This is a genomic window from Duganella dendranthematis, assembly GCF_012849375.1.
Classification (GTDB): domain Bacteria; phylum Pseudomonadota; class Gammaproteobacteria; order Burkholderiales; family Burkholderiaceae_D; genus Rugamonas; species Rugamonas dendranthematis.
The window spans coordinates 4332652-4357314 of sequence record NZ_CP051684.1 but is presented as its reverse complement, the minus strand read 5'-3'; the positions used below and the strand labels follow the sequence as shown (position 1 = coordinate 4357314).

18 protein-coding genes, 2 tRNA genes and 3 rRNA genes are annotated in these 24663 nt (G+C 60.1%); 15 read left to right on the top strand and 8 right to left on the bottom strand.

The genetic code is table 11. The features are described 5' to 3' along the window. The first annotated feature begins 8 nt into the window (after window positions 1-8). The 8 genes from HH213_RS19920 to HH213_RS19885 all read left to right on the top strand — a co-directional run bounded on the left by HH213_RS19920 (window position 9) and on the right by HH213_RS19885 (window position 8194). A complete protein-coding gene (locus HH213_RS19920; RefSeq protein WP_169113387.1) occupies window positions 9-467 on the top strand; it encodes a chemotaxis protein CheW in 459 nt (152 codons plus the stop codon). Next, on the top strand, window positions 464-1756 hold the full coding sequence (locus HH213_RS19915; RefSeq protein WP_169113386.1) for a CheR family methyltransferase: 1293 nt from the start codon (window positions 464-466) through the stop codon (window positions 1754-1756). The genes HH213_RS19920 and HH213_RS19915 overlap by 4 nt, the downstream gene beginning before the upstream one ends. A gap of 254 nt (window positions 1757-2010) precedes the next feature. Next, complete coding sequence (locus tag HH213_RS30210) at window positions 2011-2451, top strand: chemotaxis protein CheW (RefSeq protein WP_229263072.1); 441 nt, start codon at window positions 2011-2013, stop codon at window positions 2449-2451. Beyond that, window positions 2448-4787: a hybrid sensor histidine kinase/response regulator gene (locus HH213_RS19905; RefSeq protein WP_169113385.1), complete on the top strand. Its 2340-nt coding sequence runs from the start codon at window positions 2448-2450 to the stop codon at window positions 4785-4787. The genes HH213_RS30210 and HH213_RS19905 overlap by 4 nt, the downstream gene beginning before the upstream one ends. Further along, window positions 4784-5830 (top strand): chemotaxis-specific protein-glutamate methyltransferase CheB, encoded by a 1047-nt coding sequence (cheB, locus tag HH213_RS19900; protein WP_110849921.1) that lies wholly within the window; start codon window positions 4784-4786, stop codon window positions 5828-5830. Before HH213_RS19905 ends, cheB begins: the two co-directional genes overlap by 4 nt. A gap of 18 nt (window positions 5831-5848) precedes the next feature. Then, window positions 5849-6895, top strand: a complete 1047-nt coding sequence (locus tag HH213_RS19895; protein WP_169113384.1) for a diguanylate cyclase — start codon at window positions 5849-5851, stop codon at window positions 6893-6895. Between the two features lie 14 nt (window positions 6896-6909). After that, window positions 6910-7224 carry a pyrimidine/purine nucleoside phosphorylase gene (gene ppnP, locus HH213_RS19890; RefSeq protein WP_110849923.1) on the top strand — a complete coding sequence of 105 codons (315 nt, stop codon included), beginning with the start codon at window positions 6910-6912 and terminating at the stop codon, window positions 7222-7224. Between the two features lie 37 nt (window positions 7225-7261). After that, window positions 7262-8194 (top strand): sensor domain-containing diguanylate cyclase, encoded by a 933-nt coding sequence (locus tag HH213_RS19885; protein WP_169113383.1) that lies wholly within the window; start codon window positions 7262-7264, stop codon window positions 8192-8194. On the opposite strand, the gene murB is transcribed toward HH213_RS19885, so the two are convergent. Beyond that, window positions 8191-9213: a UDP-N-acetylmuramate dehydrogenase gene (murB, locus tag HH213_RS19880; protein WP_169113382.1), complete on the bottom strand. Its 1023-nt coding sequence runs from the start codon at window positions 9211-9213 to the stop codon at window positions 8191-8193. The two genes, HH213_RS19885 and murB, sit on opposite strands and share 4 nt — an antisense overlap. A 154-nt stretch (window positions 9214-9367) precedes the next feature. On the opposite strand from murB, the gene HH213_RS19875 reads away from it, so the two are divergent. Together HH213_RS19875 and HH213_RS19870 are read left to right on the top strand one after the other, a co-directional pair. Continuing rightward, complete coding sequence (locus HH213_RS19875) at window positions 9368-9853, top strand: YajQ family cyclic di-GMP-binding protein (protein WP_110849926.1); 486 nt, start codon at window positions 9368-9370, stop codon at window positions 9851-9853. A 140-nt stretch (window positions 9854-9993) separates the two neighbouring features. Next, window positions 9994-11247: a nitronate monooxygenase gene (locus HH213_RS19870; RefSeq protein ID WP_110849927.1), complete on the top strand. Its 1254-nt coding sequence runs from the start codon at window positions 9994-9996 to the stop codon at window positions 11245-11247. Window positions 11248-11279: 32 nt separating this feature from the next. Here the strand turns inward: HH213_RS19870 and HH213_RS19865 are convergent, their stop codons facing one another. Beyond that, on the bottom strand, window positions 11280-12215 hold the full coding sequence (locus tag HH213_RS19865) for an exopolyphosphatase (protein WP_169113381.1): 936 nt from the start codon (window positions 12213-12215) through the stop codon (window positions 11280-11282). A 150-nt stretch (window positions 12216-12365) separates the two neighbouring features. On the opposite strand from HH213_RS19865, the gene HH213_RS19860 reads away from it, so the two are divergent. Next, window positions 12366-13310 carry a DUF2157 domain-containing protein gene (locus HH213_RS19860; protein WP_169113380.1) on the top strand — a complete coding sequence of 315 codons (945 nt, stop codon included), beginning with the start codon at window positions 12366-12368 and terminating at the stop codon, window positions 13308-13310. Then, the gene (locus HH213_RS19855) at window positions 13307-14854 is read left to right on the top strand and encodes a GDYXXLXY domain-containing protein (protein ID WP_169113379.1); all 1548 of its coding nucleotides are present in this window, start codon (window positions 13307-13309) and stop codon (window positions 14852-14854) included. The genes HH213_RS19860 and HH213_RS19855 overlap by 4 nt, the downstream gene beginning before the upstream one ends. A gap of 75 nt (window positions 14855-14929) precedes the next feature. Here HH213_RS19855 and rrf read toward each other — a convergent pair. From rrf to HH213_RS19830, 5 genes are all read right to left on the bottom strand, one after another. Beyond that, window positions 14930-15042, bottom strand: a 5S ribosomal RNA gene (rrf, locus tag HH213_RS19850). A gap of 118 nt (window positions 15043-15160) precedes the next feature. Further along, window positions 15161-18032, bottom strand: a 23S ribosomal RNA gene (locus HH213_RS19845). A 168-nt stretch (window positions 18033-18200) separates the two neighbouring features. Beyond that, window positions 18201-18276, bottom strand: a tRNA-Ala gene (locus HH213_RS19840). Between the two features lie 25 nt (window positions 18277-18301). Beyond that, window positions 18302-18378, bottom strand: a tRNA-Ile gene (locus tag HH213_RS19835). A gap of 81 nt (window positions 18379-18459) precedes the next feature. After that, window positions 18460-19990 (bottom strand): 16S ribosomal RNA (locus HH213_RS19830). The 16S, 23S and 5S rRNA genes sit together here with 2 tRNA genes alongside, the layout of an rRNA operon. Before the next feature lie 430 nt (window positions 19991-20420). Here HH213_RS19830 and HH213_RS19825 point away from each other — a divergent pair. The 3 genes from HH213_RS19825 to HH213_RS19815 all read left to right on the top strand — a co-directional run bounded on the left by HH213_RS19825 (window position 20421) and on the right by HH213_RS19815 (window position 23474). Then, window positions 20421-21764, top strand: a complete 1344-nt coding sequence (locus tag HH213_RS19825) for a sensor histidine kinase (RefSeq protein WP_169113378.1) — start codon at window positions 20421-20423, stop codon at window positions 21762-21764. A gap of 57 nt (window positions 21765-21821) precedes the next feature. After that, window positions 21822-22604 carry a LytR/AlgR family response regulator transcription factor gene (locus tag HH213_RS19820; protein ID WP_110846712.1) on the top strand — a complete coding sequence of 261 codons (783 nt, stop codon included), beginning with the start codon at window positions 21822-21824 and terminating at the stop codon, window positions 22602-22604. A gap of 69 nt (window positions 22605-22673) precedes the next feature. Beyond that, a complete protein-coding gene (locus tag HH213_RS19815; RefSeq protein WP_308494502.1) occupies window positions 22674-23474 on the top strand; it encodes a sensor histidine kinase in 801 nt (266 codons plus the stop codon). On the opposite strand, the gene HH213_RS19810 is transcribed toward HH213_RS19815, so the two are convergent. Beyond that, window positions 23471-24559 (bottom strand): porin, encoded by a 1089-nt coding sequence (locus tag HH213_RS19810; protein ID WP_443093322.1) that lies wholly within the window; start codon window positions 24557-24559, stop codon window positions 23471-23473. The genes HH213_RS19815 and HH213_RS19810 overlap by 4 nt on opposite strands. Between the last annotated feature and the right edge of the window lie 104 nt (window positions 24560-24663).

Genomic DNA, 24663 nt, shown 5'->3' with positions numbered 1-24663 from the left:
CAGATACGATGAAACTCCTTGTCTTCCACATCGGCGCCGACCGTTACGGCCTTCGCCTGCGCGATGTGGTGCGCGTGCTGCCGCTGCTGGAACTCAAGCAGCTGCCGCTGGCGCCGGACAGCGTGGCCGGCCTGATGGACCTGCACGGCGTCTCGGTGCCGGTGATCGACTTATGCCGCGCCGGCGGCCTGCCGGCCGGCGCCGACCACTTTGACACCCGCATCATCGTCGCCGACTACGTGGCGCCGGACGGCGCACACCACCAACTGGGGCTGCGCGCGGAGCGCGTGCTGGGCGTGCAGGAGGTGCGCGACGACCAGCTGCGTGACAGCGGCGTGCAGGCCGCGCCTTTCCTCGGCCAGGTGGCCAGCGACGCGCAAGGCATGCTGCAACTGGTGGAACTGGACCAGTTGCTGCCGGCCGAGTTGCGCGCGCTGCTGTTCCAGTCGACGGACAACCACGCATGACGCCCGCCCAGTCCCTGCTGCGCGCCGCCACCGGCCTGAATCTGTCAAAGGCGGTGGTCGACCGCGCCATCAAGAACCGCATGGAGCAAACCGCGGCGGCCGATGCCGAAGCGTACCTGCGGCAGATGACGCCGGAGGAAATGACCGCGCTGGTGGAACTGGTGGTGGTGCCGGAATCGTGGTTCTACCGCGACCCGCAGGCGTTCGCCGCGATGACCGAATTCGTGCGCGCGCGGCTGGGGACGGAGCCCGGCCGGCTGCTGCGCATCCTGTCGATTCCCTGCGCCGGCGGCGAAGAACCGTACACCATCGCCATGGTGCTAACCGACGCCGGCATCCCGGCCGCCAACTTCATGGTCGACGCCTTCGACATCAGCCCGACCTGCGTGGCGCGCGCCAAGAGCGGCATCTACGGCCGCAACGCCTTCCGCGCGCAGGACCTGGCGTTCCGCGACCTTCATTTCACCAGCGCCGGCGACGGCGACTACCGCGTCAACGACAGCATCCGCCAGCAGGTGCGTTTCAAGCAGGGCAACCTGCTGGAGTTCGACCTGTCGGCGCGTACCGGCTATTACGACGTGGTGTTCTGCCGTAACCTGCTGATCTACTTCGACAAGCCGACCACCAAAGCCGCCATCGGCAAGCTGCGCGCGCTGCTGGCCGATGACGGCCAACTGTTCGCCGGCTATGCCGAGGTGCCGTCGTTCTGCCAGCATGGTTTTACGCCGCTGTCGTACAACCAGGCCTTCGGACTGCTGAAGGACAGCGCCGCGCCGGCCAAGCTGCCGCGCGTGCCGCATGCGCCGCGCGTGCCGGCCAAGGCGCCGCCACCGCCTGCCGCTCGCAGCATCGCCTCGCCGCCTTCGCTGCCGACCACCACGCCACTGCCCTTGCCGCCGCTGCGCAGCCGCGCGCCGGCCACGCGTCAAGCAGTGACACCGACCGCCGCGCCTGGCGCGCCGCCGGCAGCCGCCGCCGACCTGCTGGCCGCCGCGCGCCGCCTGGCCGACCTGGGTGACGTCAAGGCCGCAGAGAAGCACTGCCGCGACCATCTGGCGCAGCATCCGGAATCGGCCGAAGCCTACTTCATCCTCGGCCTGCTCAATGAGCTGACCAACAAACCGAAGATGGCGGAGGACTACTGGAAGCGCTGCATCTATCTGCAGCCGGACCACTACGAAGCACTATGCCACCTGGCGCTACTGGCCGAAGCCAATAACGACGCCAGCGGCGCCGCCGCACTCAAGGCGCGCGCCGCCCGCATCTACAAACGCCAGCAAGCATCCTGAAGGCGCTAAACCATGAGCACAACCACCTCCCCGCCACCATCGACGTCCAGGACTGCTGGAACGTCATCGGCGTCAATGGCGACCAGAGTTGCGAGAAACTGGAGCAGTTCGTCCACTGCCGCAACTGCGACGTTTATGCCAGCGCCGCGCAGCAGAACCTGCAACGCCCGGTCGGCGACAGCTACAAGAAAGACTGGGCCGCGCACTTCCGCCAGGCCGCCACCAGCGGCCAGCAGCAGGACAGCTCCTGCCTGGTGTTCCGCATCGGCCGCGAATGGCTGTCGCTGCCGACCCGCATGTTCGTCTCGGTGGCGCCGATCGCCACGCCGCACCGCCTGCCGCACCGCGCCTCGCGTGGCCTGAGCGGCATCGTCAACGTCGGCGGCACGCTGTACCCGTGCATGTCGCTGGCCGCTCTGCTGGGCATCGACGACAGCGAAGGCGAAGCGGCCACCCATCGCCATACCTTCGCGCGCCTGCTGCTGACCCAATGGGAAGACCAGGCCTACGCGCTGCCGGTGGCCGATCTGCACGGCATCCTGCGCTACGCCAGCGCCAGCGTGCAGGCGCCTGCCGCCACCATCAACAAAGGCCTGTCGCGCTTCCTCACCGGCGTCATCACGCATGACGACATGCGCATCGGCATGCTGGACGAAGCGCTGATCGGCTACCAACTCGCGAGGACCCTGCGATGAGCGTGGATAACAACGGAGACCTGAGCCAGTTCTCCATGCTGGACCTGTTCCGCATGGAGGCCGATAGCCAGACCCAGATACTGACCGACGGCCTGCTGGCGATGGAACGCCTGAAGGACGACGCCAGCGCAGTCGAATCGATGATGCGCGCCGCGCACTCGATCAAGGGCGCGGCCTCCATCGTCGGCCTGGAAGTGGTGGTGCAACTGGCGCACGGCATGGAGGACGCTTTCATCGCCGCGCAAAACGGCAAACTGGCATTGAGCGCCAACCGCGTCGATGTGCTGCTGGCCGGCGTCGATCTGATCCTGCAGCTGTCGCGTCTTCAGGACGCAGAAGTAGACGGCTGGCTGGCCGCCAACGGTGAACAGATCAAGCGCACCATGGACTCGATCAGCACCATCGCCTTCCTGCCCGAACCGATCGATTTTTCACCGCCCGTCGTTCCGGCGAATGACGGACGGTCCGCCGCTGCGGCCCACAGAACGCCTGACAATCCGCTCAGCATGGATTCCGGCGTGCGCCGGAATGACGGCGAGGCGCTGGCGCCGCCTGCTCCCGCCTCAGCCCCCGCCGACGATGCGCACGAGCGCCGCACCGTGGCGCCGATGAAGCACGCACAAAACTTCGACAAGCTGCTGTCGCTGGCCAGCGAGTCGCGCATCAACGCGCACCAGATGCATCCCTTCGTGCAGAACCTGCAGCGCTTCAAGCGCAACCAGAGCAGCCTGTTCTCGCTGATCGAGCAGCTGCACGAAGCCATTTCCAACAGCACCGACGCCGGCCTCAAAGAAAAGTCGCTGCTGGCGCTGCAAAAGACCCATCCACTCAAGCAGTTCGTGCTGGAGCACATCGCCGACATCGAAGCCTACGAACGCCGTCTTCTGGCGGTCTCGCAAGGCATGGTGGACGAAGTCCTGACCATGCGTATGCGTCCCTTCCGCGACGGCGTGCAGCATTTTCCGCGCATGGTGCGCGACCTCTCGCGCAACCTGGGCAAGGACGTCCAGCTGCACATCGTCGGCGAAGACACGCTGGTGGACCGCGACATCCTGGCCAAGATCGAAAGCCCGATCAATCACATGCTGCGCAACGCTATCGACCACGGCATGGACAGCGCGGCCGACCGCGCCGCCGCCGGCAAGCCGGGCACCGGCACCATCGTGCTGGAAGCGCGCCACCGCGCCGGCATGCTGAGCATCGAAATCAGCGATGACGGCAAGGGCGTCGACCTGGAAAAAATCCGCGCCCGCGTGATCGAACGCAAAATGGCGCCGGCGCAGATGGCGGCCGCCATGTCGCCGGCGGAGCTGATGGAGTTCCTGTTCCTGCCCGCCTTCAGCCTGAAGGACAACATCACCGAAATCTCCGGCCGCGGCGTCGGCCTCGACATCGTGCACGAGACCATCCGCTCGCAGAACGGCACGGTGCGCATCGAGTCGGAACTGGGTGTCGGCTTCCGCACCTCCATCACGCTGCCGCTGACGCAATCGATCGTGCGCGCGCTGGTGGTGGACGTCAAGGGCGAGGCCTACGCGGTGCCGATCGTGCAGGTCGAGCGCGTGCTCAAGGTGCCGCAAACGGCCATCCACACGCTGGAGAGCAAGCAGTTCTTCGACTTCGGCGGCGAGCATCTGGGGCTGGTTTCGGCGGCGCAGGTGCTGGAACTGGGCGACACCAGCGCCGAAGGCAGCGAGCTGCCGGTGGTGGTGATCGGCGCCGGCGCGCGTCGCTATGCGCTAGTGGTGGACGCCATCCTCGGCGAACAAAGCCTGGCGGTGCAGGCGATCGATCCGATCTTCGGCAAGATGCGCGACATCTCCGCCGCCGCGCTGCTGGACAACGGCGACCCGGTGCTGATCCTCGACGTGCCGGACCTGCTGCTGTCGATCGACAAACTGCTGCACGAGGGCGGCCTGCATCAACTGGCCAAGTCCGACGCCGCCGAACGCCGCAAGACCAAGCGCATCCTGGTGGTCGACGATTCGCTTACCGTGCGCGAGATGGAACGCAAGCTGCTGCTCAGCCGCGGCTTCCTGGTCGATATCGCCATCGACGGCATCGACGGCTGGAACGTGGTGCGCAGCGGCGAGTACGATCTGGTAATCACCGACGTCGACATGCCGCGCATGGATGGTATCGAACTGGTAACCTTAATTAAAAAAGATTTACACCTGCATAAAGTACCGGTCATGATAGTGTCCTATAAAGATCGGCCGGAGGACCGCGCACGCGGACTGTCGGCCGGCGCCGACTACTACCTGACCAAGGGCAGCTTCCACGACGAGACGCTGCTCGACGCCGTCAGTGACCTGATTGGAGACGCCCGTAGATGAAGATCGCCATCGCCAACGATGTCGCCATGGCGGCCGAAGCGCTGCGCCGCGTGGTCGCCAGCACTGCCGAGCACCAGGTGCTGTGGATCGCGCGTACCGGCGCCGAGGCGGTGCGCATGGCGGCCGACAGCCGCCCGGACCTGATCCTGATGGACCTCAACATGCCGGAGCTGGATGGCGTGGAAGCCACGCGCCAGATCATGGAGCAAAGCCCATGCGCCATCCTAGTGGTGACCGGCCGCCCGCAGGATAACGTCAACCAGGTGTTCCGCGCGCTGGGCGCCGGCGCGCTGGACGTCACCGCCACGCCGGTGCTGCAAGGCCAGCCGGGCGGCGACGCCGAACTGCTGGCCAAGATCCGCACCATGGACAAGCTGATACGCCACAGCGGTGGCAACCAGGCCATGCTGCCGCGCAGCGCCGCCAACGCCGGCGGCAACGGCAATGCCAGCAATGAACCGGAGACCGAAAAGGTCACCGCGCTGCTGGCGATCGGCGCCTCCACCGGCGGCCCGGTAGCGGTGTCCAAGCTGCTGGCCGGCTGGAAGGCGCCGCGCGGCTGCGCCATCGTGGTGGTGCAGCATATCGACCAGCACTTCGCCGACAACTTCGCGCGCTGGCTGGGCGAGCAGCTGGAGATGCCGGTGCGCTCCGCCGAAGAAGGCGATGAACTGGTAGCCGGCACCATCCTGATCGCCAAGAGTAACGACCACCTGACGCTGGATCAAAACCTGCGCTTGCGTTACGATGCCCATCCGAAGGACTATGCCTACCGTCCTTCGGTCGATGTCTTCTTCCATTGCGTGGCCCAGCACTGGAAAGGCGAAGCGATTGGTGTACTATTGACCGGCATGGGGCGCGACGGCGCCGAAGGCCTGCTGGCCATGCGGCGCGCCGGCCAGACCACCATCGCCCAGGACCAGGCCAGCAGCGCGGTGTACGGCATGCCACGCGCGGCGGCGGAACTGGACGCGGCGCAAATGATACTGCCGCTGGCGAAGATCGGACCGGTCTTGCGCGGCACCCTGGGCGGACGTAGCTAACAACCTAAGAGAAACCTGATGTCCGAAGCACAAGTAATCGTACAAGATCAAGAACCGGTCCTCACCACCTTCAAGGTACGCGTACTGCTGGTCGACGACCAGCTGATCATCGTCGAAGCCGTGCGGCGCATGCTCAGCGACCAGCCGGACATCGAATTCCACTACGTGACCGACGCCACCAAGTCGCTGGAGACGGCGCTGCAATTGCAGCCGACCGTGATCCTGCAAGACCTGGTGATGCCGGCCATCGACGGCTTCGGCCAGATCACCCAGTACCGCGCCGAAGAGAGCCTGCGCCACGTGCCGGTAATCGTGCTGTCGGCCAAGGAAGACCCGAAACTCAAGGCGCACAGCTTCAGCACCGGCGCCAACGACTACATGGTCAAGCTGCCGGACAAGCTGGAGCTACTGGCGCGGGTGCGCTACCACTCGGGCGCCCACATCAGCCGCTTGCAGCGCGACCAGGCCTTCCGCTTCCTGCGCGAGAGCCAGAAGCAGCTGGCCGACGCCAACATCGAACTGCAAAAGCTGGCGGCCCTCGACGGCCTGACCGGCATCGCCAATCGCCGCCGCTTCGACGACACCATGCGCATCGAATGGCAGCGCGGCCAGCGCGACAAGAAGCCACTGACGCTGCTGATGTGCGACGTCGACTTCTTCAAAGGCTATAACGACAGCTTCGGCCACCTGGCGGGCGATTTGTGCCTGAAAAAGGTGGCGGCTGTTTTGACTGAACACCTGAAGCGACCGGCCGACCTGGCCGCGCGCTACGGCGGCGAGGAGTTTGCGATTATCCTGCCGGAGACACCACTGACTGGGGCGCTGATCGTGGCCGAGTCGTGCCGCCGCCATCTGGAGCAGCTCGCGATCGAAAATCCGCAGGCGACCACGGAGCTGTCCTCGGTGACCATGTCGGTCGGCGTGGCTAGCGTGGTGCCGTCGCCGGCGTCCTCGGTTGAAGAGCTGATCCGCCTCGCCGACCAGGCGCTGTACGCCGCCAAGCATGCTGGCCGCAACCGCGTGATGAGCGCGGACGATACGTCTGGTCTCACCTCATCGAACTAAGGAAAAACCGCAGCATGAGTGCTCAAATCGATCAAGTCAGCGTCGTCAAGAAATCGAATATCTACTTCGACGGCAAATGTGTGTCGCACACCGTCATCCTTGCGGATGGCAGCAAGAAAACCGTCGGCGTCATCTTCCCTTCCAGCCTGACCTTCAACACCGGCGCGCCGGAAATCATGGAAATCGTTGGCGGCGTCTGCAAGGTGCGGCTGGATGGCGCCAGCGACTGGCAGACCTACGGCGCCGGCCAGGAATTCAAGGTGCCGGGCAACAGCAAGTTCGACATCGAAACCGTGGAAACTGTCGATTACGTTTGCCACTTCGGCTAAATTCAAAAGCAGACTGCGGTCTGCTTTTTTTACGACCATGAACATACCATCACACAAACTACTCGCGATTATCGACGCCCAGGTCCAGCTGGTTGGACTGGGTAATGACCTCGCCGCCGTCATGGATGTGGCCTCCGCCCGCGCGGTGGAATTGACAGGCGCCGACGGCGCCGTGGTCGAACTGCTGGAAGATGACGCCATCGTCTATCGCTCGGCCAACGGCATCGCCGAAGCGCAACTGGGCTTGCGCATGCCGGTGGCGAACAGCTTGTCCGGCCGCGTGCTGACCAGCCGTACGGCGGCGCTGTGCACCGATAGCGAAACCGACGACCGCGTCAACCGCGAAGCGTGCCGCAAGGTCGGCCTGCGGGCGATGGTGATCGTGCCGCTGATCGCCGGCGGCGACGCCATCGCCGTCATGAAGCTGATCTGGAAAGAGCCGCGCGAATTCAACGAGCACGAAGTGGAGATCGCCCAGCCGCTGGCGAATATGGCGGCGATGCTGATGCAGCGCGCCACGCAGGAAGGACCGAATGTGCTGAAGCAGCGCCTCACACTGGATGAAGCCAGCGGCACCGCCAATCGTTCGTTCTTCTATGAGCAGTTACAGGCCAAGCTGGCGGCGGCGCAGGCCAGCAAAGGCCATCTGGGCGTGGCCGTGGTGCGCATCAACGGCATCGCGTCGCTGAAAGAAGCGCTGGCCGATATTTCGCGCCGCATCGAGCGCGAATGCCGCGCTGGCGATCTGGTGGCGCGCATCGGCCATGATGAATTTGGCGTGATCCTCAACATGGCGTCGCGGCGCTCGATCGTCACCAGCCAGCTGCATCGTATCAGCCTGTCGGTAACGGGCGAACCGCTGCCCGGCATCAGCGACGCCGCGTTGCGCGCCGCCTGTCACACCGGCTGCTCGGTTTACCCGGAAGACGCCCACACCGCGATTGAACTGGTGCAGGCCGCCCGTCCTTAGATGAACACAGGTTCAGGTTCCAGCAGCACGCCATAGCGCGCCTGCACGTCGGCCTGTATCGCCTTGGCCAGCGCCACCACGTCGGCGCCGCTGGCGCCACCGTTATTCACCAGCACCAGCGCCTGTTTCGGATAGACGCCGGCCGCGCCCAGGCTGCGCCCTTTCCAGCCGCATTGATCGATCAGCCAGCCGGCGGCCAGCTTCTCGCTGCCATCCGGCTGCGCGTGGTGCACCAGGTTCGGAAATCGCTCCAGCAGCGCCGCGCATTGCGCGCCCGATACCACCGGATTTTTGAAGAAGCTGCCGGCATTGCCGATCACCGCCGGATCGGGCAGCTTGCGGCGGCGAATCGCGATCACCGCATCGGCCACCTGTTGCGGCGTCGGCGCATTGCCCAGGCCCGGCTCGGCCGCCAGCTCGGCATAACGCAGATTCGGCTGCCACTGCTTGGGCAGCGCAAACGTCACGTCCAGAATGATCAGGTGGCGGCCCTCTTCGCGCTTGAAGACACTGTCGCGATAGCCGAAGCGGCACGCCGCCGCATCCATCACGCGCGTCTCGCCACTGCACGGATCGAACACCGTCGCGCTGTGGAAGACGTCCTTGATTTCCAGACCGTAGGCGCCAATATTCTGGATAGGAGCCGCGCCGACCGTGCCCGGTATCAGCGACAGATTTTCCAGCCCGCCGACGCCGTGCGCCAGCGTCCACTGCACGAACGCATGCCAGTTTTCGCCGGCGGCCGCGCGCACCAAATAATGTTGTTGCGTGTCTTCCAGCACTTCCCTGCCCTGCAAAGCGATGTGCAGCACCAAGCCGTCAAAGTCGCCGGTCAGCAGCACATTGCTGCCGCCGCCCAGCACCAGCTTCGGCAAAGTAGCCCAGGCGCCATCGGCATAAACGCCGAGCAATTGCTCCTTTTCGGTCACGCGCAAATAGGCGCGCGCGCTGGCGGCGATGCCGAAGGTGTTGAGGGACTGCAGCGGAAATTGATGTAGGACAGAAAATGGGGCGGGCATGAGAAAATAATCAGGAAATTTCATCGATTATAGAGCGAAACACGCAAAAAACCAGCGCCGATATGGCGGCGTCGGGCAGGTTGTCCGTTAAAATATCAGTCTTTGATGCAGCCGGATCCATGCGTGCTGCTTGCCTCACGAAAAGGAAATAGTTATGCCGTCGTTTGATGTAGTTTTGGAAGCCGATATGATCGAAGTGAAGAATGCCGTCGAGCAATCTCAAAAGGAGATCGCCACGCGCTTTGACTTCAAGGGGACCGGCGCCGCCGTCGAACAGAAAGAGCGCGAGCTGACCGTGACCGCCGATGCGGAATTCCAGTTGCAGCAAGTGCGCGACGTCTTGACCACCAAGCTGGCCAAGCGCAAGGTCGACGTCCGTTTCCTCGACGATGGCGAGATCAAGAAAATCGGCGGCGACAAGGTGCGCCAGGTCATCACGGTGAAAAACGGCATCGAATCCGACGATGCCAAGAAAATCGTGCGCGCCATCAAGGACAGCAAGATGAAGGTGCAAGCCGCCATCCAGGGCGAATCGGTGCGCATCACCGGCGCCAAGCGCGACGACCTGCAGGCCGCCATGGCGCTGCTGCGCAAGGATGTCGCCGACCTGCCGCTGGAATTCAACAACTTCCGCGACTGATCTCCCGTCCGTCCGCGCGGCGTGCCCAGCACTGCCGCGCCGTCACATAGCTGTAGTACACATGGAGTAGAATAAGTCGGAGCCCCGACCATGCGTACTGCCGCGCGACCGCAAATAACCTCGGTAGTCTAAGGATAGCAATGAAACGTGTTGATGATTTCCGCCTGCGATTTGGCAATGACGAGTATGTGCCCATCATGATCGGCGGAATGGGGGTCGATATCTCGACCTCGGAACTGGCGCTGGAAGCGGCCCGCCTGGGCGGTATCGGTCACATCTCCGACGCGATGGTGGAAGACGTCTCGGATCGCAAGTTCGATACCAGCTTCGTCAAGGACAAGACCAAGCTCTACAAGCACAACATCAACAACATGGACAAGTCCATGGTGCAGTTCGACCTGCAACGCCTGGCCGAAGCGCAACGCCTGCACATCGGCGCCACCATGCGCGCCAAGCAGGGCTCTGGCCTGATCTTTGTCAACTGCATGGAAAAGCTGACCATGAATGGTCCGCGCGAAACCCTGCGCACCCGTCTGAACGCGGCGCTGGACGCCGGCATCGACGGCATCACGCTGTCGGCCGGCCTGCACTTCGGTTCGTTCGCGCTGATGGCCGACCACCCGCGCTTCCGCGAAGCCAAGCTGGGCATTATCGTGTCGTCGGTGCGCGCGCTGCAGATCTTCCTGCGCAAGAACGCCAAGCTGAACCGTCTGCCGGATTACGTCATTGTCGAAGGCCCGCTGGCCGGCGGTCACCTGGGCTTCGGTCCGGAAGACTGGAAAGACTACGACCTGATGACCATCATGCTGGAACTGCTGGCCTACTTCAAGGAAGAGCAGCTGGACATTCCGCTGATCGCGGCCGGCGGCATCTTCACCGGTTCCGATGCGGTCCGGTTCCTGGAAGCCGGCGCGGCAGGCGTGCAGGTGGCCACCCGCTTCACCGTCACCAAGGAGTGCGGCCTGCCGGACAAGGTCAAGCAGGAATACTTCAAGGCGTCGGAAGAGGACATCATCGTCAACGGCATTTCGCCGACCGGCTATCCGATGCGGATGCTGAAGAATACGCCGGCGATCGGCTCCGGCATTCGTCCGGGCTGCGAATCGTACGGCTATCTGCTGGACGCGACCGGCAACTGCGCCTACATCAATTCGTACAACCGCGAAGTGGCGGCGCATCCTGAACTGAAGAACGTGGTGGTGATGGACAAGACCTGCCTGTGCACCCACATGCGCAACTTCAACTGCTGGACCTGCGGCCACTACACCTACAAGCTGAAGGACACCTCGTTCAAGAAGCCGGATGGCGAGTACCAACTGCTGAGCGCGGAACACGTGTTCAAGGATTACCAGTTCAGCACGGACGATCACATCGCCCTGCCTGAGCAGGAATGAGAAAAGCGCCCTAGGGCGCTTTTTTTATGTTGTCAGCCTTCGCTATTGATGCGGTAGATCAGCGCTTCCAGCACCTCGTCCGCCCGCTCATTATCGACCTGGCAGGTGCCGGCATTCTCATGCCCGCCGCCGCCGTATTCCAGCATCAGTGCGCCGATATTGGTCTTCGAAGTACGGTTCAGGATCGATTTGCCGGTGGCGAATACCGTATTCTGGTTCTTCAGGCCCCACAGCACGTGGATCGAGATATTCGTCTGCGGGAACAGCGCGTAGATGATGAAGCGGTTGCCGGCAAAGATCACTTCCTCGTTGCGCAGGTCCAGCACCACCAGGTTTTTGTGCACCGTGGCGCAACGGCGAATCTGCTCCTTGCACTTCTCGGCGTGATCGAAATACAGCTCCTTGCGTTCCTTCACATCCGGCAGTTCCATGATCTGTTCGATCGTGTGGTCCTTGCAGTAATTGATCAGGTCCATCATCAGGTTGTAGTTCGAGATGCGGAACTCGCGGAAACGGCCCAGGCCGGTACGTGCGTCCATCAGGAAGTTCAGCAAATCCCAGTTTTCCGGATGCAGCACTTCCTGCTCGTTGAAGCGCGCGGCATCGCCCTTGTCGACCGCCGCCATCATGTCGTCCCATGCTGCCGGGAACGCTTTGAGGCCACCGTAATAATCGTAGACCACGCGCGCCGCCGACGGCGCCTCGGGATGAATCACGTGATTGCTGCGCTCACCGGTGTTGCGGATGGTTTCCGACAAATGGTGATCGAATGCCAGGTGCACGCCCGGCACATACGGTAAATTGGTGGTGATGTCGTTGTCGCTGATCGCGATCTTACCGTCCTGCATATCCTTCGGATGAACGAACAGGATCTCGTCAATCAAATCCAGATGCTTGAGCAGCACCGCGCACACCAAACCATCAAAATCGCTACGCGTTACCAAGCGATACTTTCTTGCTTCTGCCATGGAGCTACCTCAGGTGAGTGGACACCGGTAAATAATACAACTCAATCGCACGGCTGCCCACAAATAGTGAGCTGACGTTGCATTAAGTCACGACGCTGCCCACAAAGACAATGTTACTGTATAAGCAATACATCAAATTGTGAGGTGCTTATGAGTCTCCGTCTCGCCATTCTTGCCCTGACCGACAAGTACCAGCTATCGGTCCAGCAACATGCCGCCCTACGCCAACTTGCCGCACTCGACGAGCCTCCTCCTTCGCTCGCGCAGCGGCTGCAGCACGGCCTGGCAGTGCTGGGCGCCGCCCTCGGCGGGCTTGGCATCCTGTTTTGGATCGCCGCCAATTGGCCCTCGCTATCGCACGCCGGACGCTTCGCGCTATTGCAGGCGCTGCTCATCCTTGCCCTGCTGGGCGCCTGGCGGCACCCGGCCACGCGCGTGCCCCTGTCGCTGGTGGCCTTCATCACCTGCGGCGGACTGTTCGCCCACTTCGGGCAGACCTACCAGACCGGCGCCGATCCATGGGAACTATTCGCAGTATGGGCCTTGCTGACCGTGCCGCTCTGCTTGGGCGTTCGCCACGACGTCCTGTGGACCGCATGGGCGGTGGTGGCCTTGACCGCTACCTGGCTGGCCTACCGGGCTGTGCCGGGCCTGGGATTTTTCGAGGCCAGCCTGAGCTCATGGGTGCCAGCCGTCGCGCTGGCGGCGCTGTTCCGCTTTGCGCCCGTCGGCGCCGGACTTTGGCCGATGCGCTTGATTATGATCTACGCGACCGCAGGCCTATGCTGGGTCGCCATCTACAGCTTGCTTGGTCCACGGCTCAGCGCAATGTACATGGTAACGCTGACCAGCATTGCTGCGCTGATCTTCGTCTTCAGCCTGCGCAATATGTTTGACGTGTTCGTCGTCAGCGCCCTGGGCTTCGGCGCCAACGTCGTGCTGATGGGCGGATTGGCGCGAACACTCATCGCAGGCGGAGGCGTGTCGACTGCGGCAATCCTGTTGACGGGATGCGTAGCGGCGGCGCTGTTGGCCCTCACGGTCAAGCTGATCCTGGGGCTGGCGCACACGCATCAACCGGAGCACATCGCATGAGCAGCCAAAAACTGAACGATTTGATCGAAGCGGCGGTGGCCGGCGACATCCTGCCATCCGACGCCGCACCAACATCCACGGCGCGTCCCTGGCCGGTGGTCTTGATGACCGGGCTAGGGGCATGGTTGGCGGTGATCCCCCTCGTCGCCGTGCTGTTCATCACGCTGGGCTCACCGTTGGAACGAGGGTCGCTAACTTACACAGTTGGCGTACTGATCCTCGGCACCGCCCTATTCCTGCTACGCAGCCGCCATACGCCCGAATTCGTCGAACAACTCGGCTTTCCAGCGCTGCTGGTGGCGGGCGTGCTGCTGGCCTTCGGATTTTACCGGGATCTGTCGACCGTCCTGGCCAGCGCCGCACTGATGCTGGTAATCCTGGGCGCCGCCTGGGCAGTCCCCCAACTTTGGCTGCGCACCTTATTGGGCGCGCTGGCCTGCGCGGCGTTTGCCATGATGTTTGGCGAAGACCGCCTTTTTTGGCGGGGAAACTGGCAAAACGGGCTGTATTGTGCGGCGCTCGTATGGACCGCCACCGTGGCTTGGGCAGACGCGCGACCGGTTTCCGGCACGACAGCGGAAGAAGCAATGGCACTCGACGCCATCGCTTCCGGCTGGGCCGCGATGCTGTTGCTGGGATTGGCATACAGCGCTGGTCAGAGCTTCATGATCGGCGTGCTGGCAGAACCTTTCCAGGTCGCCGTCGACTTCAGCGACGCGCCACTATCACGCATCTTGTCGTTGCTGCTGGCCGTCGCCGGCGCCGCCTGGCTGGCATGGCACTGGCCGGCTTGCCGCATGCCGCGTATGTTGCTCGCAGCCTTGCTGTTGCTCGCCCTGTGCTGGATGATGCCCCCGCTCGGCGCCGCGCTGCTGGTGCTGGCGATATGTGCGACCAGCGCACGGCCGCTGCTGGCAACAACCGCCGCCGTTGCGGCAGCGTGGATTGTTGGCTGTTTCTATTACCAGTTGGCGCTGCCATTGACCACCAAGGCACTCCTGATGGCGGCCAGCGGCGCTGCCTTTGGACTGATCGGGTGGCCAAGCCGACCGCGCGGCCTGCGCAGCGCAGCGCAGCCTGGTCAGATACCCAAGCTGATGGCGCTGACATTGCTGGCAGTATTGGTGGTCGTCAACGGCGGCATCTGGCAAAAGGAGCAGCTGATACGCAACGGCCGAACGGTCTTTATTGCACTGGCGCCGGTCGACCCGCGCTCAATGATACAAGGCGATTATATGCGCCTCAACTTCAGCTCGCCGGATCTGAACGTCGTTGGCCGGCACGTCAAAGTCGTCGCCGCCATTGACGACAGAGGGATTGCGGTCATCCGCCGCGCCGCATCCGAAGGACCGCCGGCCACGAATGAAATCCTGATCGAGCTGGTGAATACCCAAAGTGGTCTGCAGCCGGCAAGCGATGCGTGGTATTTCAAGGAAGGCGAGGGAAAACGATGGGATCAGGCCAAATACGGCGAGTTTCGTATCGACAGCAACGGCCATGCGCTGCTGGTCAATCTGCGCGGCGCCAACCTGGAACCGCTGTAAACGCAAAAAATCCCCACCTGCACTGAGCGCGATCTTGAGCGCGTTCAGGCTGATGGGGATTTCTCTAAATAACTAGCTTGACGATAACCTACTTTCACACTGGTTGCAGCACTATCATCGGCGTAGAGTCGTTTCACGGTCCTGTTCGGGATGGGAAGGGGTGGGACCGACTTACTATGGTCATCAAGCTTTGACTTGTGTGCCGCGCAGCCTCATGGCTACGCAGCGAATCTGGGAGAAGTAAAGTTTTGTGTTGGGGTAGCACCACTCATCATCAGAGTAAATGCGTATAACCGTCAAGGTTATAGGGACAAGCCGTACGGGCAATTAGTATCAGTTAGCTTAATGCATTACTGCACTTCCACACCTGACCTATCAACGTCCTGGTCTCGAACGACCCTTCAAAGAGCTCAAGGCTCTGGGAAATCTCATCTTAAGGCAAGTTTCCCGCTTAGATGCTTTCAGCGGTTATCTCTTCCAGACTTAGCTACCCGGCAATGCCACTGGCGTGACAACCGGTACACCAGAGGTCTGTCCACTCCGGTCCTCTCGTACTAGGAGCAGCCCCCTTCAAATTTCCAACGCCCACGGCAGATAGGGACCAAACTGTCTCACGACGTTTTAAACCCAGCTCACGTACCACTTTAAATGGCGAACAGCCATACCCTTGGGACCGGCTACAGCCCCAGGATGTGATGAGCCGACATCGAGGTGCCAAACTCCCCCGTCGATATGAACTCTTGGGAGGAATCAGCCTGTTATCCCCAGAGTACCTTTTATCCGTTGAGCGATGGCCCTTCCATACAGAACCACCGGATCACTATGTCCTACTTTCGTACCTGCTCGACTTGTCAGTCTCGCAGTTAAGCACGCTTATGCCATTGCACTATCATCACGATGTCCGACCGTAATTAGCGTACCTTCGAACTCCTCCGTTACACTTTAGGAGGAGACCGCCCCAGTCAAACTGCCTACCATGCACTGTCCCCGATCCGGATAACGGACCAAGGTTAGAACCTCAAACAAACCAGGGTGGTATTTCAAGGTTGGCTCCATAGAGACTGGCGTCCCTACTTCAAAGCCTCCCACCTATCCTACACAGATTGGTTCAAAGTCCAATGCAAAGCTACAGTAAAGGTTCATGGGGTCTTTCCGTCTAGCCGCGGGTAGATTGCATCATCACAAACATTTCAACTTCGCTGAGTCTCGGGAGGAGACAGTGTGGCCATCGTTACGCCATTCGTGCAGGTCGGAACTTACCCGACAAGGAATTTCGCTACCTTAGGACCGTTATAGTTACGGCCGCCGTTTACTGGGACTTCAATCAAGAGCTTGCACCCCATCATTTAATCTTCCAGCACCGGGCAGGCGTCACACCCTATACGTCCACTTTCGTGTTTGCAGAGTGCTGTGTTTTTATTAAACAGTCGCAGCCACCAGTTTATTGCAACCCGTTCGCCCTACTGAAGTAAATCAGCCAAGCTACAAGGGCGTACCTTTTCCCGAAGTTACGGTACCAATTTGCCGAGTTCCTTCTCCCGAGTTCTCTCAAGCGCCTTAGAATACTCATCTCGCCCACCTGTGTCGGTTTGCGGTACGGTCTCGTATGACTGAAGCTTAGAGGCTTTTCTTGGAACCACTTCCGATTGCTACGTGTACAAGTACACTCGTCCCACTCCCTTGAATTACGTGCCCGGATTTGCCTAAGCACCTTCTATGAAGCAGAAACTGACTATTCCAACAGTCAGACAACCTTCCGCGATCCGTCCCCCCATCGCATCATACGACGGTGCAGGAATATTAACCTGCTTCCCATCAGCTACGCATCTCTGCCTCGCCTTAGGGCCGACTCACCCTGCTCCGATGAACGTTGAACAGGAAACCTTGGGCTTACGGCGTGGGGGCTTTTCACCCCCATTATCGCTACTCATGTCAGCATTCGCACTTCTGATACCTCCAGCATCCTTTACAAGACACCTTCGCAGGCTTACAGAACGCTCTCCTACCATATGCTTACGCATATCCGCAGCTTCGGTGACTGGCTTAGCCCCGTTACATCTTCCGCGCAGGACGACTCGATCAGTGAGCTATTACGCTTTCTTTAAATGATGGCTGCTTCTAAGCCAACATCCTGACTGTTTTAGCCTTCCCACTTCGTTTTCCACTTAGCCAATCTTTGGGACCTTAGCTGGCGGTCTGGGTTGTTTCCCTCTTGACGCCGGACGTTAGCACCCGACGTCTGTCTCCCAAGCTCGCACTCATCGGTATTCGGAGTTTGCAATGGTTTGGTAAGTCGCGATGACCCCCTAGCCATAACAGTGCTCTACCCCCGATGGTGATACTTGAGGCACTACCTAAATAGTTTTCGGAGAGAACCAGCTATTTCCAAGTTTGTTTAGCCTTTCACCCCTACCCACAGCTCATCCCCTAATTTTTCAACATTAGTGGGTTCGGACCTCCAGTGCGTGTTACCGCACCTTCATCCTGGCCATGAGTAGATCACTTGGTTTCGGGTCTACACCCAGCGACTATCGCCCTGTTCGGACTCGATTTCTCTACGGCTTCCCTATGCGGTTAACCTTGCCACTGAATGTAAGTCGCTGACCCATTATACAAAAGGTACGCAGTCACGGAACAAGTCCGCTCCTACTGTTTGTATGCACACGGTTTCAGGATCTATTTCACTCCCCTCCCGGGGTTCTTTTCGCCTTTCCCTCACGGTACTGGTTCACTATCGGTCGATTACGAGTATTTAGCCTTGGAGGATGGTCCCCCCATATTCAGACAGGATTTCTCGTGTCCCGCCCTACTTGTCGCACGCTTAGTACCACCGGTCTGATTTCATGTACGGGGCTATCACCCGCTGTGGCTGCCATTTCCAGAGCATTCCATTATCAGTCCGACTATCACGTGCAGGCTCTTCCCATTTCGCTCGCCACTACTTTGGGAATCTCGGTTGATTTCTTTTCCTGCAGCTACTTAGATGTTTCAGTTCGCCGCGTTCGCTTCACACACCTATGTATTCAGTGAGTGATGACCCAAAGGGCCGGGTTTCCCCATTCGGAAATCTGCGGATCAAAGCTTGTTTGCTAGCTCCCCGCAGCTTATCGCAAGCTACTACGTCCTTCATCGCCTGTAATCGCCAAGGCATCCACCATGTGCACTTATTCACTTGTCCCTATAACCTTGACGGCTATAGTTCTAAGCATTTACTACTTTGTGATGATGAGTTTTACTACCCAGGCATGTATCTGTCGACACACACCTAATAAAACTTTACTTCTTCCAGATTGTTAAAGAACGATACTGCTTTTACCTAAGCATCTCTTGCTTACGTAAAAACAGGTGGTGGAGGATGACGGGATCGAACCGACGACCCCCTGCTTGCAAAGCAGGTGCTCTCCCAGCTGAGCTAATCCCCCTATGGGTACCACGAATACAGGCAACTGGTAGGGCTGGTTGGACTCGAACCAACGACCCCCGCGTTATCAACACGGTGCTCTAACCAGCTGAGCTACAGCCCCAATATTTGCTGTTCTTTTATTGTCTACAGTCGATAAGTGTGAGCGCTTGAAAGTGATTCCGAAGAATCCTGCAAACTCTAGAAAGGAGGTGATCCAGCCGCACCTTCCGATACGGCTACCTTGTTACGACTTCACCCCAGTCACGAATCCTACCGTGGTAAGCGCCCTCCTTACGGTTAAGCTACCTACTTCTGGTAAAACCCGCTCCCATGGTGTGACGGGCGGTGTGTACAAGACCCGGGAACGTATTCACCGCGACATGCTGATCCGCGATTACTAGCGATTCCAACTTCATGCAGTCGAGTTGCAGACTACAATCCGGACTACGATACACTTTCTGCGATTAGCTCCCCCTCGCGGGTTGGCGGCGCTCTGTATGTACCATTGTATGACGTGTGAAGCCCTACCCATAAGGGCCATGAGGACTTGACGTCATCCCCACCTTCCTCCGGTTTGTCACCGGCAGTCTCATTAGAGTGCTCTTTCGTAGCAACTAATGACAAGGGTTGCGCTCGTTGCGGGACTTAACCCAACATCTCACGACACGAGCTGACGACAGCCATGCAGCACCTGTGTAATGGTTCCCTTTCGGGCACTCTCCAATCTCTCGGAGATTCCATCCATGTCAAGGGTAGGTAAGGTTTTTCGCGTTGCATCGAATTAATCCACATCATCCACCGCTTGTGCGGGTCCCCGTCAATTCCTTTGAGTTTTAATCTTGCGACCGTACTCCCCAGGCGGTCTACTTCACGCGTTAGCTGCGTTACCAAGTCAATTAAGACCCGACAACTAGTAGACATCGTTTAGGGCGTGGACTACCAGGGTATCTAATCCTGTTTGCTCCCCACGCTTTCGTGCATGAGCGTCAGTTTTGACCCAGGGGGCTGCCTTCGCCATCGGTGTTCCTCCACATATCTACGCATTTCACTGCTACACGTGGAATTCTACCCCCCTCTGCCAAACTCTAGCCTTGCAGTCACCATCGCCATTCCCAGGTTGAGCCCGGGGATTTCACGACAGTCTTACAAAACCGCCTGCGCACGCTTTACGCCCAGTAATTCCGATTAACGCTTGCACCCTACGTATTACCGCGGCTGCTGGCACGTAGTTAGCCGGTGCTTATTCTTCAGGTACCGTCATGAGCCGTAGATATTAGCCACAGCCTTTTCTTCCCTGACAAAAGAGCTTTACAACCCGAAGGCCTTCTTCACTCACGCGGCATTGCTGGATCAGGCTTGCGCCCATTGTCCAAAATTCCCCACTGCTGCCTCCCGTAGGAGTCTGGACCGTGTCTCAGTTCCAGTGTGGCTGGTCGTCCTCTCAGACCAGCTACTGATCGATGCCTTGGTAGGCTTTTACCCTACCAACTAGCTAATCAGATATCGGCCGCTCCAGGAGCATGAGGTCTTGCGAGCCCCCACTTTCATCCTTAGATCGTATGCGGTATTAGCGTAACTTTCGCTACGTTATCCCCCACTCCAGGGTACGTTCCGATATATTACTCACCCGTTCGCCACTCGCCACCAGAGCAAGCTCCGTGCTGCCGTTCGACTTGCATGTGTAAGGCATGCCGCCAGCGTTCAATCTGAGCCAGGATCAAACTCTTTAGTTTAATCTCTGTTTGTGACCACTGCTGGTCACTGGTTCGCTCTTCTCAAAAATACTGACAGTATTTCTACTGAATATTTCTTTGTTGAGCATTTAATGCTTTTTGTTGCAGCATCAAACGCCCACATTTATCGACTGTAAATTTTTAAAGATCATTCTGTACTGCATGCCGACAAAGCGTTTTGTCTGTCAGCGAAGAGGCAAGATTATGAGGCGTTTCGTACATCTCGTCAAGCTCTTCTTTTTCTCGCTTTTCGCTGCATTTGCATGCGTCGTTTTGCGAGGAGGAGAACTATAGCAAGCCGAATTCACTTTGGCAAGTGCCTGCTCTGCAAATACCGTCCAGTCGCCATTTTTTGCAGACTGTCGCAATCGCATGGCGCGTCCTGGCATGGCTGGTTACACTTGCATCATGTTAAGAGTGAAAGCCGTTCATGTTTCCTACGCCTAAAGTGCAAGACACCCTGAAGACCGCCGGCACCTGGCTGCACCGTGGCTTCGACGCGACCGCCACCTGGGTGACCCAGCTGTCGTGGTGGAAGTTCCTGGTGTTTGCCATCCTGATGCTGATTGCCGGCTCCATCCTGCAGGATGAACTGTTTTCGTCAAACCCGATTCAGGAAGAAGAGCAAGCCCGCAGTGCCAAGCGTAAAGGCAGCGATACCAATATTCTGATCGACGACAACGGCATTCACTTCAACCCGCGCGGCAAGATCCGCACCAAGAATACCGACGACGGCGGCGACCACACGACGGTGGCCACGCCAGAAACACCGGAAACCCCGGAAACCCCAGCCACACCTGAAACAGCCGAGACGCCCGAAACGCCAGCCGCGCCCGCCGCCCCGGCCAAACCTTCCAAAGGCAGCAAGAACGGCGCCGCCTCCGTCCCTGCCCTGCCGTCGCTGCCGGGCGAGGAAGTCCACATCGACCTGCCGCCGCAAATCGGCGAAGAATTGTCCAACGCGATTGAAGAGGCCGTGGACGACGCCGCCGAGCAGAAAGTCGCCCGCTACCACGGTCAGGCCTCCACCTGGTTCAAGAGCTTTATTACGCTGCTGGTGCTGGCCCTGTTCGGCACCAAGGCGCTGATGGGCAGTAAAAAGCGCGCCGAGCAGGAAAGCCAGTCGGCCAACGCCGCCGCCGAGCGCGAATCCATGCAGCGCCAGCTGAGCGAAGCGAAGATGCAAATGATGCAAGCCCAGGTTGAGCCGCACTTCCTGTTTAATACACTGGCATCGGTTGAATACCTGATCGAGACCGACCCGCCGCGCGCCTCGGCTATGCAGCGCAGCCTGATCAAATACTTGCGCGCGGTGCTCCCGCAAATCCGCGACAGCGCGCTGATCACCAACCTCGGCCGTGAAGCCGACATGGTCGAGGCCTACCTGAATCTGCTGAAAATGCGCATGGAAGAGCGTTTGACGGTCGATTTCGACATCCCCGACGGCCTGCGCACCGCCGCCTTCCCGCCGATGATGCTGCAGTCGATGGTGGAAAACGCCATCAAGCACGGCCTGGAAGGCAAGCCGGAAGGCGGCACGCTGAAGGTACGCGCCGACGTCGCCCATAACAAGCTGCGCGTGATCGTCGCCGACAACGGCCTCGGCTTCGGCGCCAAACCCAGCGACGGCACCGGCCTCGGCCTGTCGAATATCCGCGAACGCCTGAAACTGCTGCACGGCGAACAAGGCCAGCTGCTGATCGCCGCCAACAGCCCCAGCGGCGTGATCGTCACCATCGAAGTGCCATACCAGTTGGCTAAAAAAACACCATGATTGCTTATTAACGCAATTCGTTGAATAATAATTTAACTAACCACCCACACCCGCACCATGCCTACAGCAATCATTGCAGATGACGAACGTTTAATGCGCGACCAATTGCGCATGCGCCTGGGCCAGGTTTGGCCTGAGCTCGACATTATCGGCGAGGCCAAGAACGGCGACGAGGCGATCGAACTGGTCGACCAACTCAAACCGGACTTCACCTTCCTCGATATCCGCATGCCGGGCAAGACCGGCATGGAGGCGGCTGCCGTCATCGGCAACAAGAGCAATATCGTCTTCGTCACCGCCTATGATGCCTACGCCGTCGAAGCCTTCGAGCGCGGCGCCATCGATTACGTGTTGAAGCCGCCTGAGCCGGAGCGCCTGCAAGTGACGGTCGACCGCCTCAAGGGCCGCCTGGGCAAACAGGTGGCGACCGGTGCAGCCGCCGGCGCCGACATCAACGCCAGCGTCACCGCCATGCTGGCGCAGCTGACCGAGAAGATCGCCGCCCCCAAGCCGGCCCACCTGCAATGGATCCAGGCCAGCATCGGCCAGGACCTGCGCATGATTCCGGTCGAGGAAATCCTGTTCTTCCGCTCGGACGAAAAATACACCTGTGTGCAGACCGAGAAATACGAGGCGCTGATCCGCAAGCCGGTGCGCGACCTGGCCGACGAGCTGGACCCGGCGCTGTTCTGGCAAATTCACCGCGCCACGCTGGTCAACGTCAACGCTATCGAAGGTGTCACCCGTGACATCCGCGGCCGCCACCTGGTGATGATCAAGGGCCGCTCCGACAAGCTGGAAGTCAGCCGCAGCTTCCTGCATCTGTTCAAGCAGATGTAAATCAAGTCCCCTCAGCGGTTTATGCTTTAGCGTGACTCCACGCGGTCCTTCGGCCGCAGGGAGCCACCCATGAACCGCGCCACCACTTCCCTGTTGATCCTATCCGCGCTGGCCCTCGGCGCGCGCCTGAGCTGGCGCCTTGGCCAGACCGCCGAAACGCCGCTGCAGGCCGCGCGCGGCCAGGTCCAGCAGCAGCTGGAGCAATCGTATTCGCAGCTGCGCGAACTGTCGGCGGCGCTCCAGACCATCCGTGAAGAAGAACGCAAGCACATCGCGCGCGAACTGCATGACGATCTCGGCCAACTGCTGGCGACGTTGCGCGGCGACCTGGCGCTGCTGCAAAAGCACAGCAGCCACAATCCGGCCGCCCGCAAACTGCAGGCCGGCATGGATGAATTGCTGATGTCCGCCATCGCATCGCTACGCCGCATCGCCAGCAATCTGCGGCCGCGCGCACTGGATGAGGGAGGACTGTATTTTGCGCTGGAAAGCCTGCGCCAGGAATTCGTCGAGCGCAACAACATCGCCTGCACACTGGACGCTTCGGAAGAGGATTTGATACTGGACGATGATTACAGCACGGCCATCTTCCGCATCGTGCAGGAAGCGCTGACCAATATCGCCCGCCATGCCGAGGCCAGCGAGGTGATGCTGTCACTGTATCGCCACGATGGGACGCTGCATGTGATGATTCATGATGACGGCCGCGGCATCGCCGAAAAGGACATGGACAAAGCAACTTCCTTCGGCCTGATCGGGATGCGCGAACGCGTCTGGGCACTGCATGGCGATATCGCCATCGCCAGCGACGGCGGCACGCGGATCATGATCCGCCTGCCGCTGCCGCAGGAACTGCCTATACCAGCTTAGAACGCGTGACGGATGCCGGCGTTGAAAGCTTTGTCGCCGCTACCAGCTTCGTTGTTGTTACCCACGGTGTAGCCAGCGCCGTTTTTGTTTTTGATCTTGGCGTACGCCAGGTACACGCCGGTACGCTTCGACAGGTTGTACAGGTAACCCAGCGCCCACTGATCAGCATCCTGGTTGAACGCGGTCTTGTCGTTCTTGCGGATGTACGAGGCCATGATGCTGCCCGAACCCACCGGGATTTGCGCGCCGACCAGCACTTCGTTGCTGTCGGTGCTGTTCTTAGGCGCCACGGTGTAGTTGTATGGATTGGCGCTGTTTGGCAGCACGGCGCTGTTGACGCCTTTGTCGGCGCCGTAGGCAAAGAAGGCCTTCACCACCTGGAAGTCGTAGTTAGCGGCGAACATCGTGTTGCGGCCGGTGTCCTGCTGCTTGGCTGCGGTGGTCAGGGTGGCGGCGGTATCGTTGTTCTTATTGTTGTACACCAGGCGCGCGTTCAGCGGGCCTTGGGCGTAGTTCAGGCCCAGGCCGAATTGACGGCCGGCAGTGGCGCTACCTTGTTGCTCGCCCAGCGAGTACAGGGCGTCGGCGCTGAAGCCGCCGGCGGTTGGGGTCGAGTACACCAGCGCGTTGCTGACGCGGGTGTTGGCGCCGGCCGATGGGAACAGGTTTTTGATGGTGCCGGCATAGCCTGCGCCGAACGGGTCGGCGACCTGGCTTTGTGCCAGGTACAGTGGGGTGTACTGACGACCGATGGTCAGTTGACCGGCTTCTTTGCTTTTCAGGCCAACGAAGGCTTGACGGTTGAAGATGGTGTTGGTGCTGTCCAGGGTGCCATCATCGGCTTTGAAGCCGGTTTCCAGTTGGAAGATAGCCGACAGGCCGTTGCCCAGGTCTTCGGTACCGCGGAAGCCCAGACGGGATTGACCACCGATGCCGCTGGTAACTTTGGTCACGTTGCCAGCTGCGCCACCGCGCTCGCTCACGATACCGGCGTCCACCAGGCCGTAGATCGTCACGTTCGATTGAGCTTGGGCTTGCGCTGCGAAGCCGCCGATGATCATTGCTGCCAGAGTAAGTTTTTTCACTTGATGTTCTCTACTTGAGGTTGAAGAAAAACTGCGTTATTGATTCCACGGCGGCAATCATGCCTATCAATTACTTCAACAATGTGACAACGCTAATTTGTTGT

Coding starts and splice junctions, on each gene's coding strand:
- HH213_RS19855 (WP_169113379.1), top strand. CDS start 13,307: ATGAGCAGCCAAAAACTGAACGATTTGATCGAAGCGGCGGTGGCCGGC.
- HH213_RS19865 (WP_169113381.1), bottom strand. CDS start 12,215: ATGGCAGAAGCAAGAAAGTATCGCTTGGTAACGCGTAGCGATTTTGAT.
- HH213_RS19915 (WP_169113386.1), top strand. CDS start 464: ATGACGCCCGCCCAGTCCCTGCTGCGCGCCGCCACCGGCCTGAATCTG.
- HH213_RS19920 (WP_169113387.1), top strand. CDS start 9: ATGAAACTCCTTGTCTTCCACATCGGCGCCGACCGTTACGGCCTTCGC.
- HH213_RS19875 (WP_110849926.1), top strand. CDS start 9,368: ATGCCGTCGTTTGATGTAGTTTTGGAAGCCGATATGATCGAAGTGAAG.
- cheB (WP_110849921.1), top strand. CDS start 4,784: ATGAAGATCGCCATCGCCAACGATGTCGCCATGGCGGCCGAAGCGCTG.
- HH213_RS19885 (WP_169113383.1), top strand. CDS start 7,262: ATGAACATACCATCACACAAACTACTCGCGATTATCGACGCCCAGGTC.
- HH213_RS19820 (WP_110846712.1), top strand. CDS start 21,822: ATGCCTACAGCAATCATTGCAGATGACGAACGTTTAATGCGCGACCAA.
- HH213_RS19905 (WP_169113385.1), top strand. CDS start 2,448: ATGAGCGTGGATAACAACGGAGACCTGAGCCAGTTCTCCATGCTGGAC.
- ppnP (WP_110849923.1), top strand. CDS start 6,910: ATGAGTGCTCAAATCGATCAAGTCAGCGTCGTCAAGAAATCGAATATC.
- HH213_RS19870 (WP_110849927.1), top strand. CDS start 9,994: ATGAAACGTGTTGATGATTTCCGCCTGCGATTTGGCAATGACGAGTAT.
- HH213_RS19825 (WP_169113378.1), top strand. CDS start 20,421: ATGTTTCCTACGCCTAAAGTGCAAGACACCCTGAAGACCGCCGGCACC.
- HH213_RS19860 (WP_169113380.1), top strand. CDS start 12,366: ATGAGTCTCCGTCTCGCCATTCTTGCCCTGACCGACAAGTACCAGCTA.
- murB (WP_169113382.1), bottom strand. CDS start 9,213: ATGCCCGCCCCATTTTCTGTCCTACATCAATTTCCGCTGCAGTCCCTC.
- HH213_RS19895 (WP_169113384.1), top strand. CDS start 5,849: ATGTCCGAAGCACAAGTAATCGTACAAGATCAAGAACCGGTCCTCACC.
- HH213_RS19815 (WP_308494502.1), top strand. CDS start 22,674: ATGAACCGCGCCACCACTTCCCTGTTGATCCTATCCGCGCTGGCCCTC.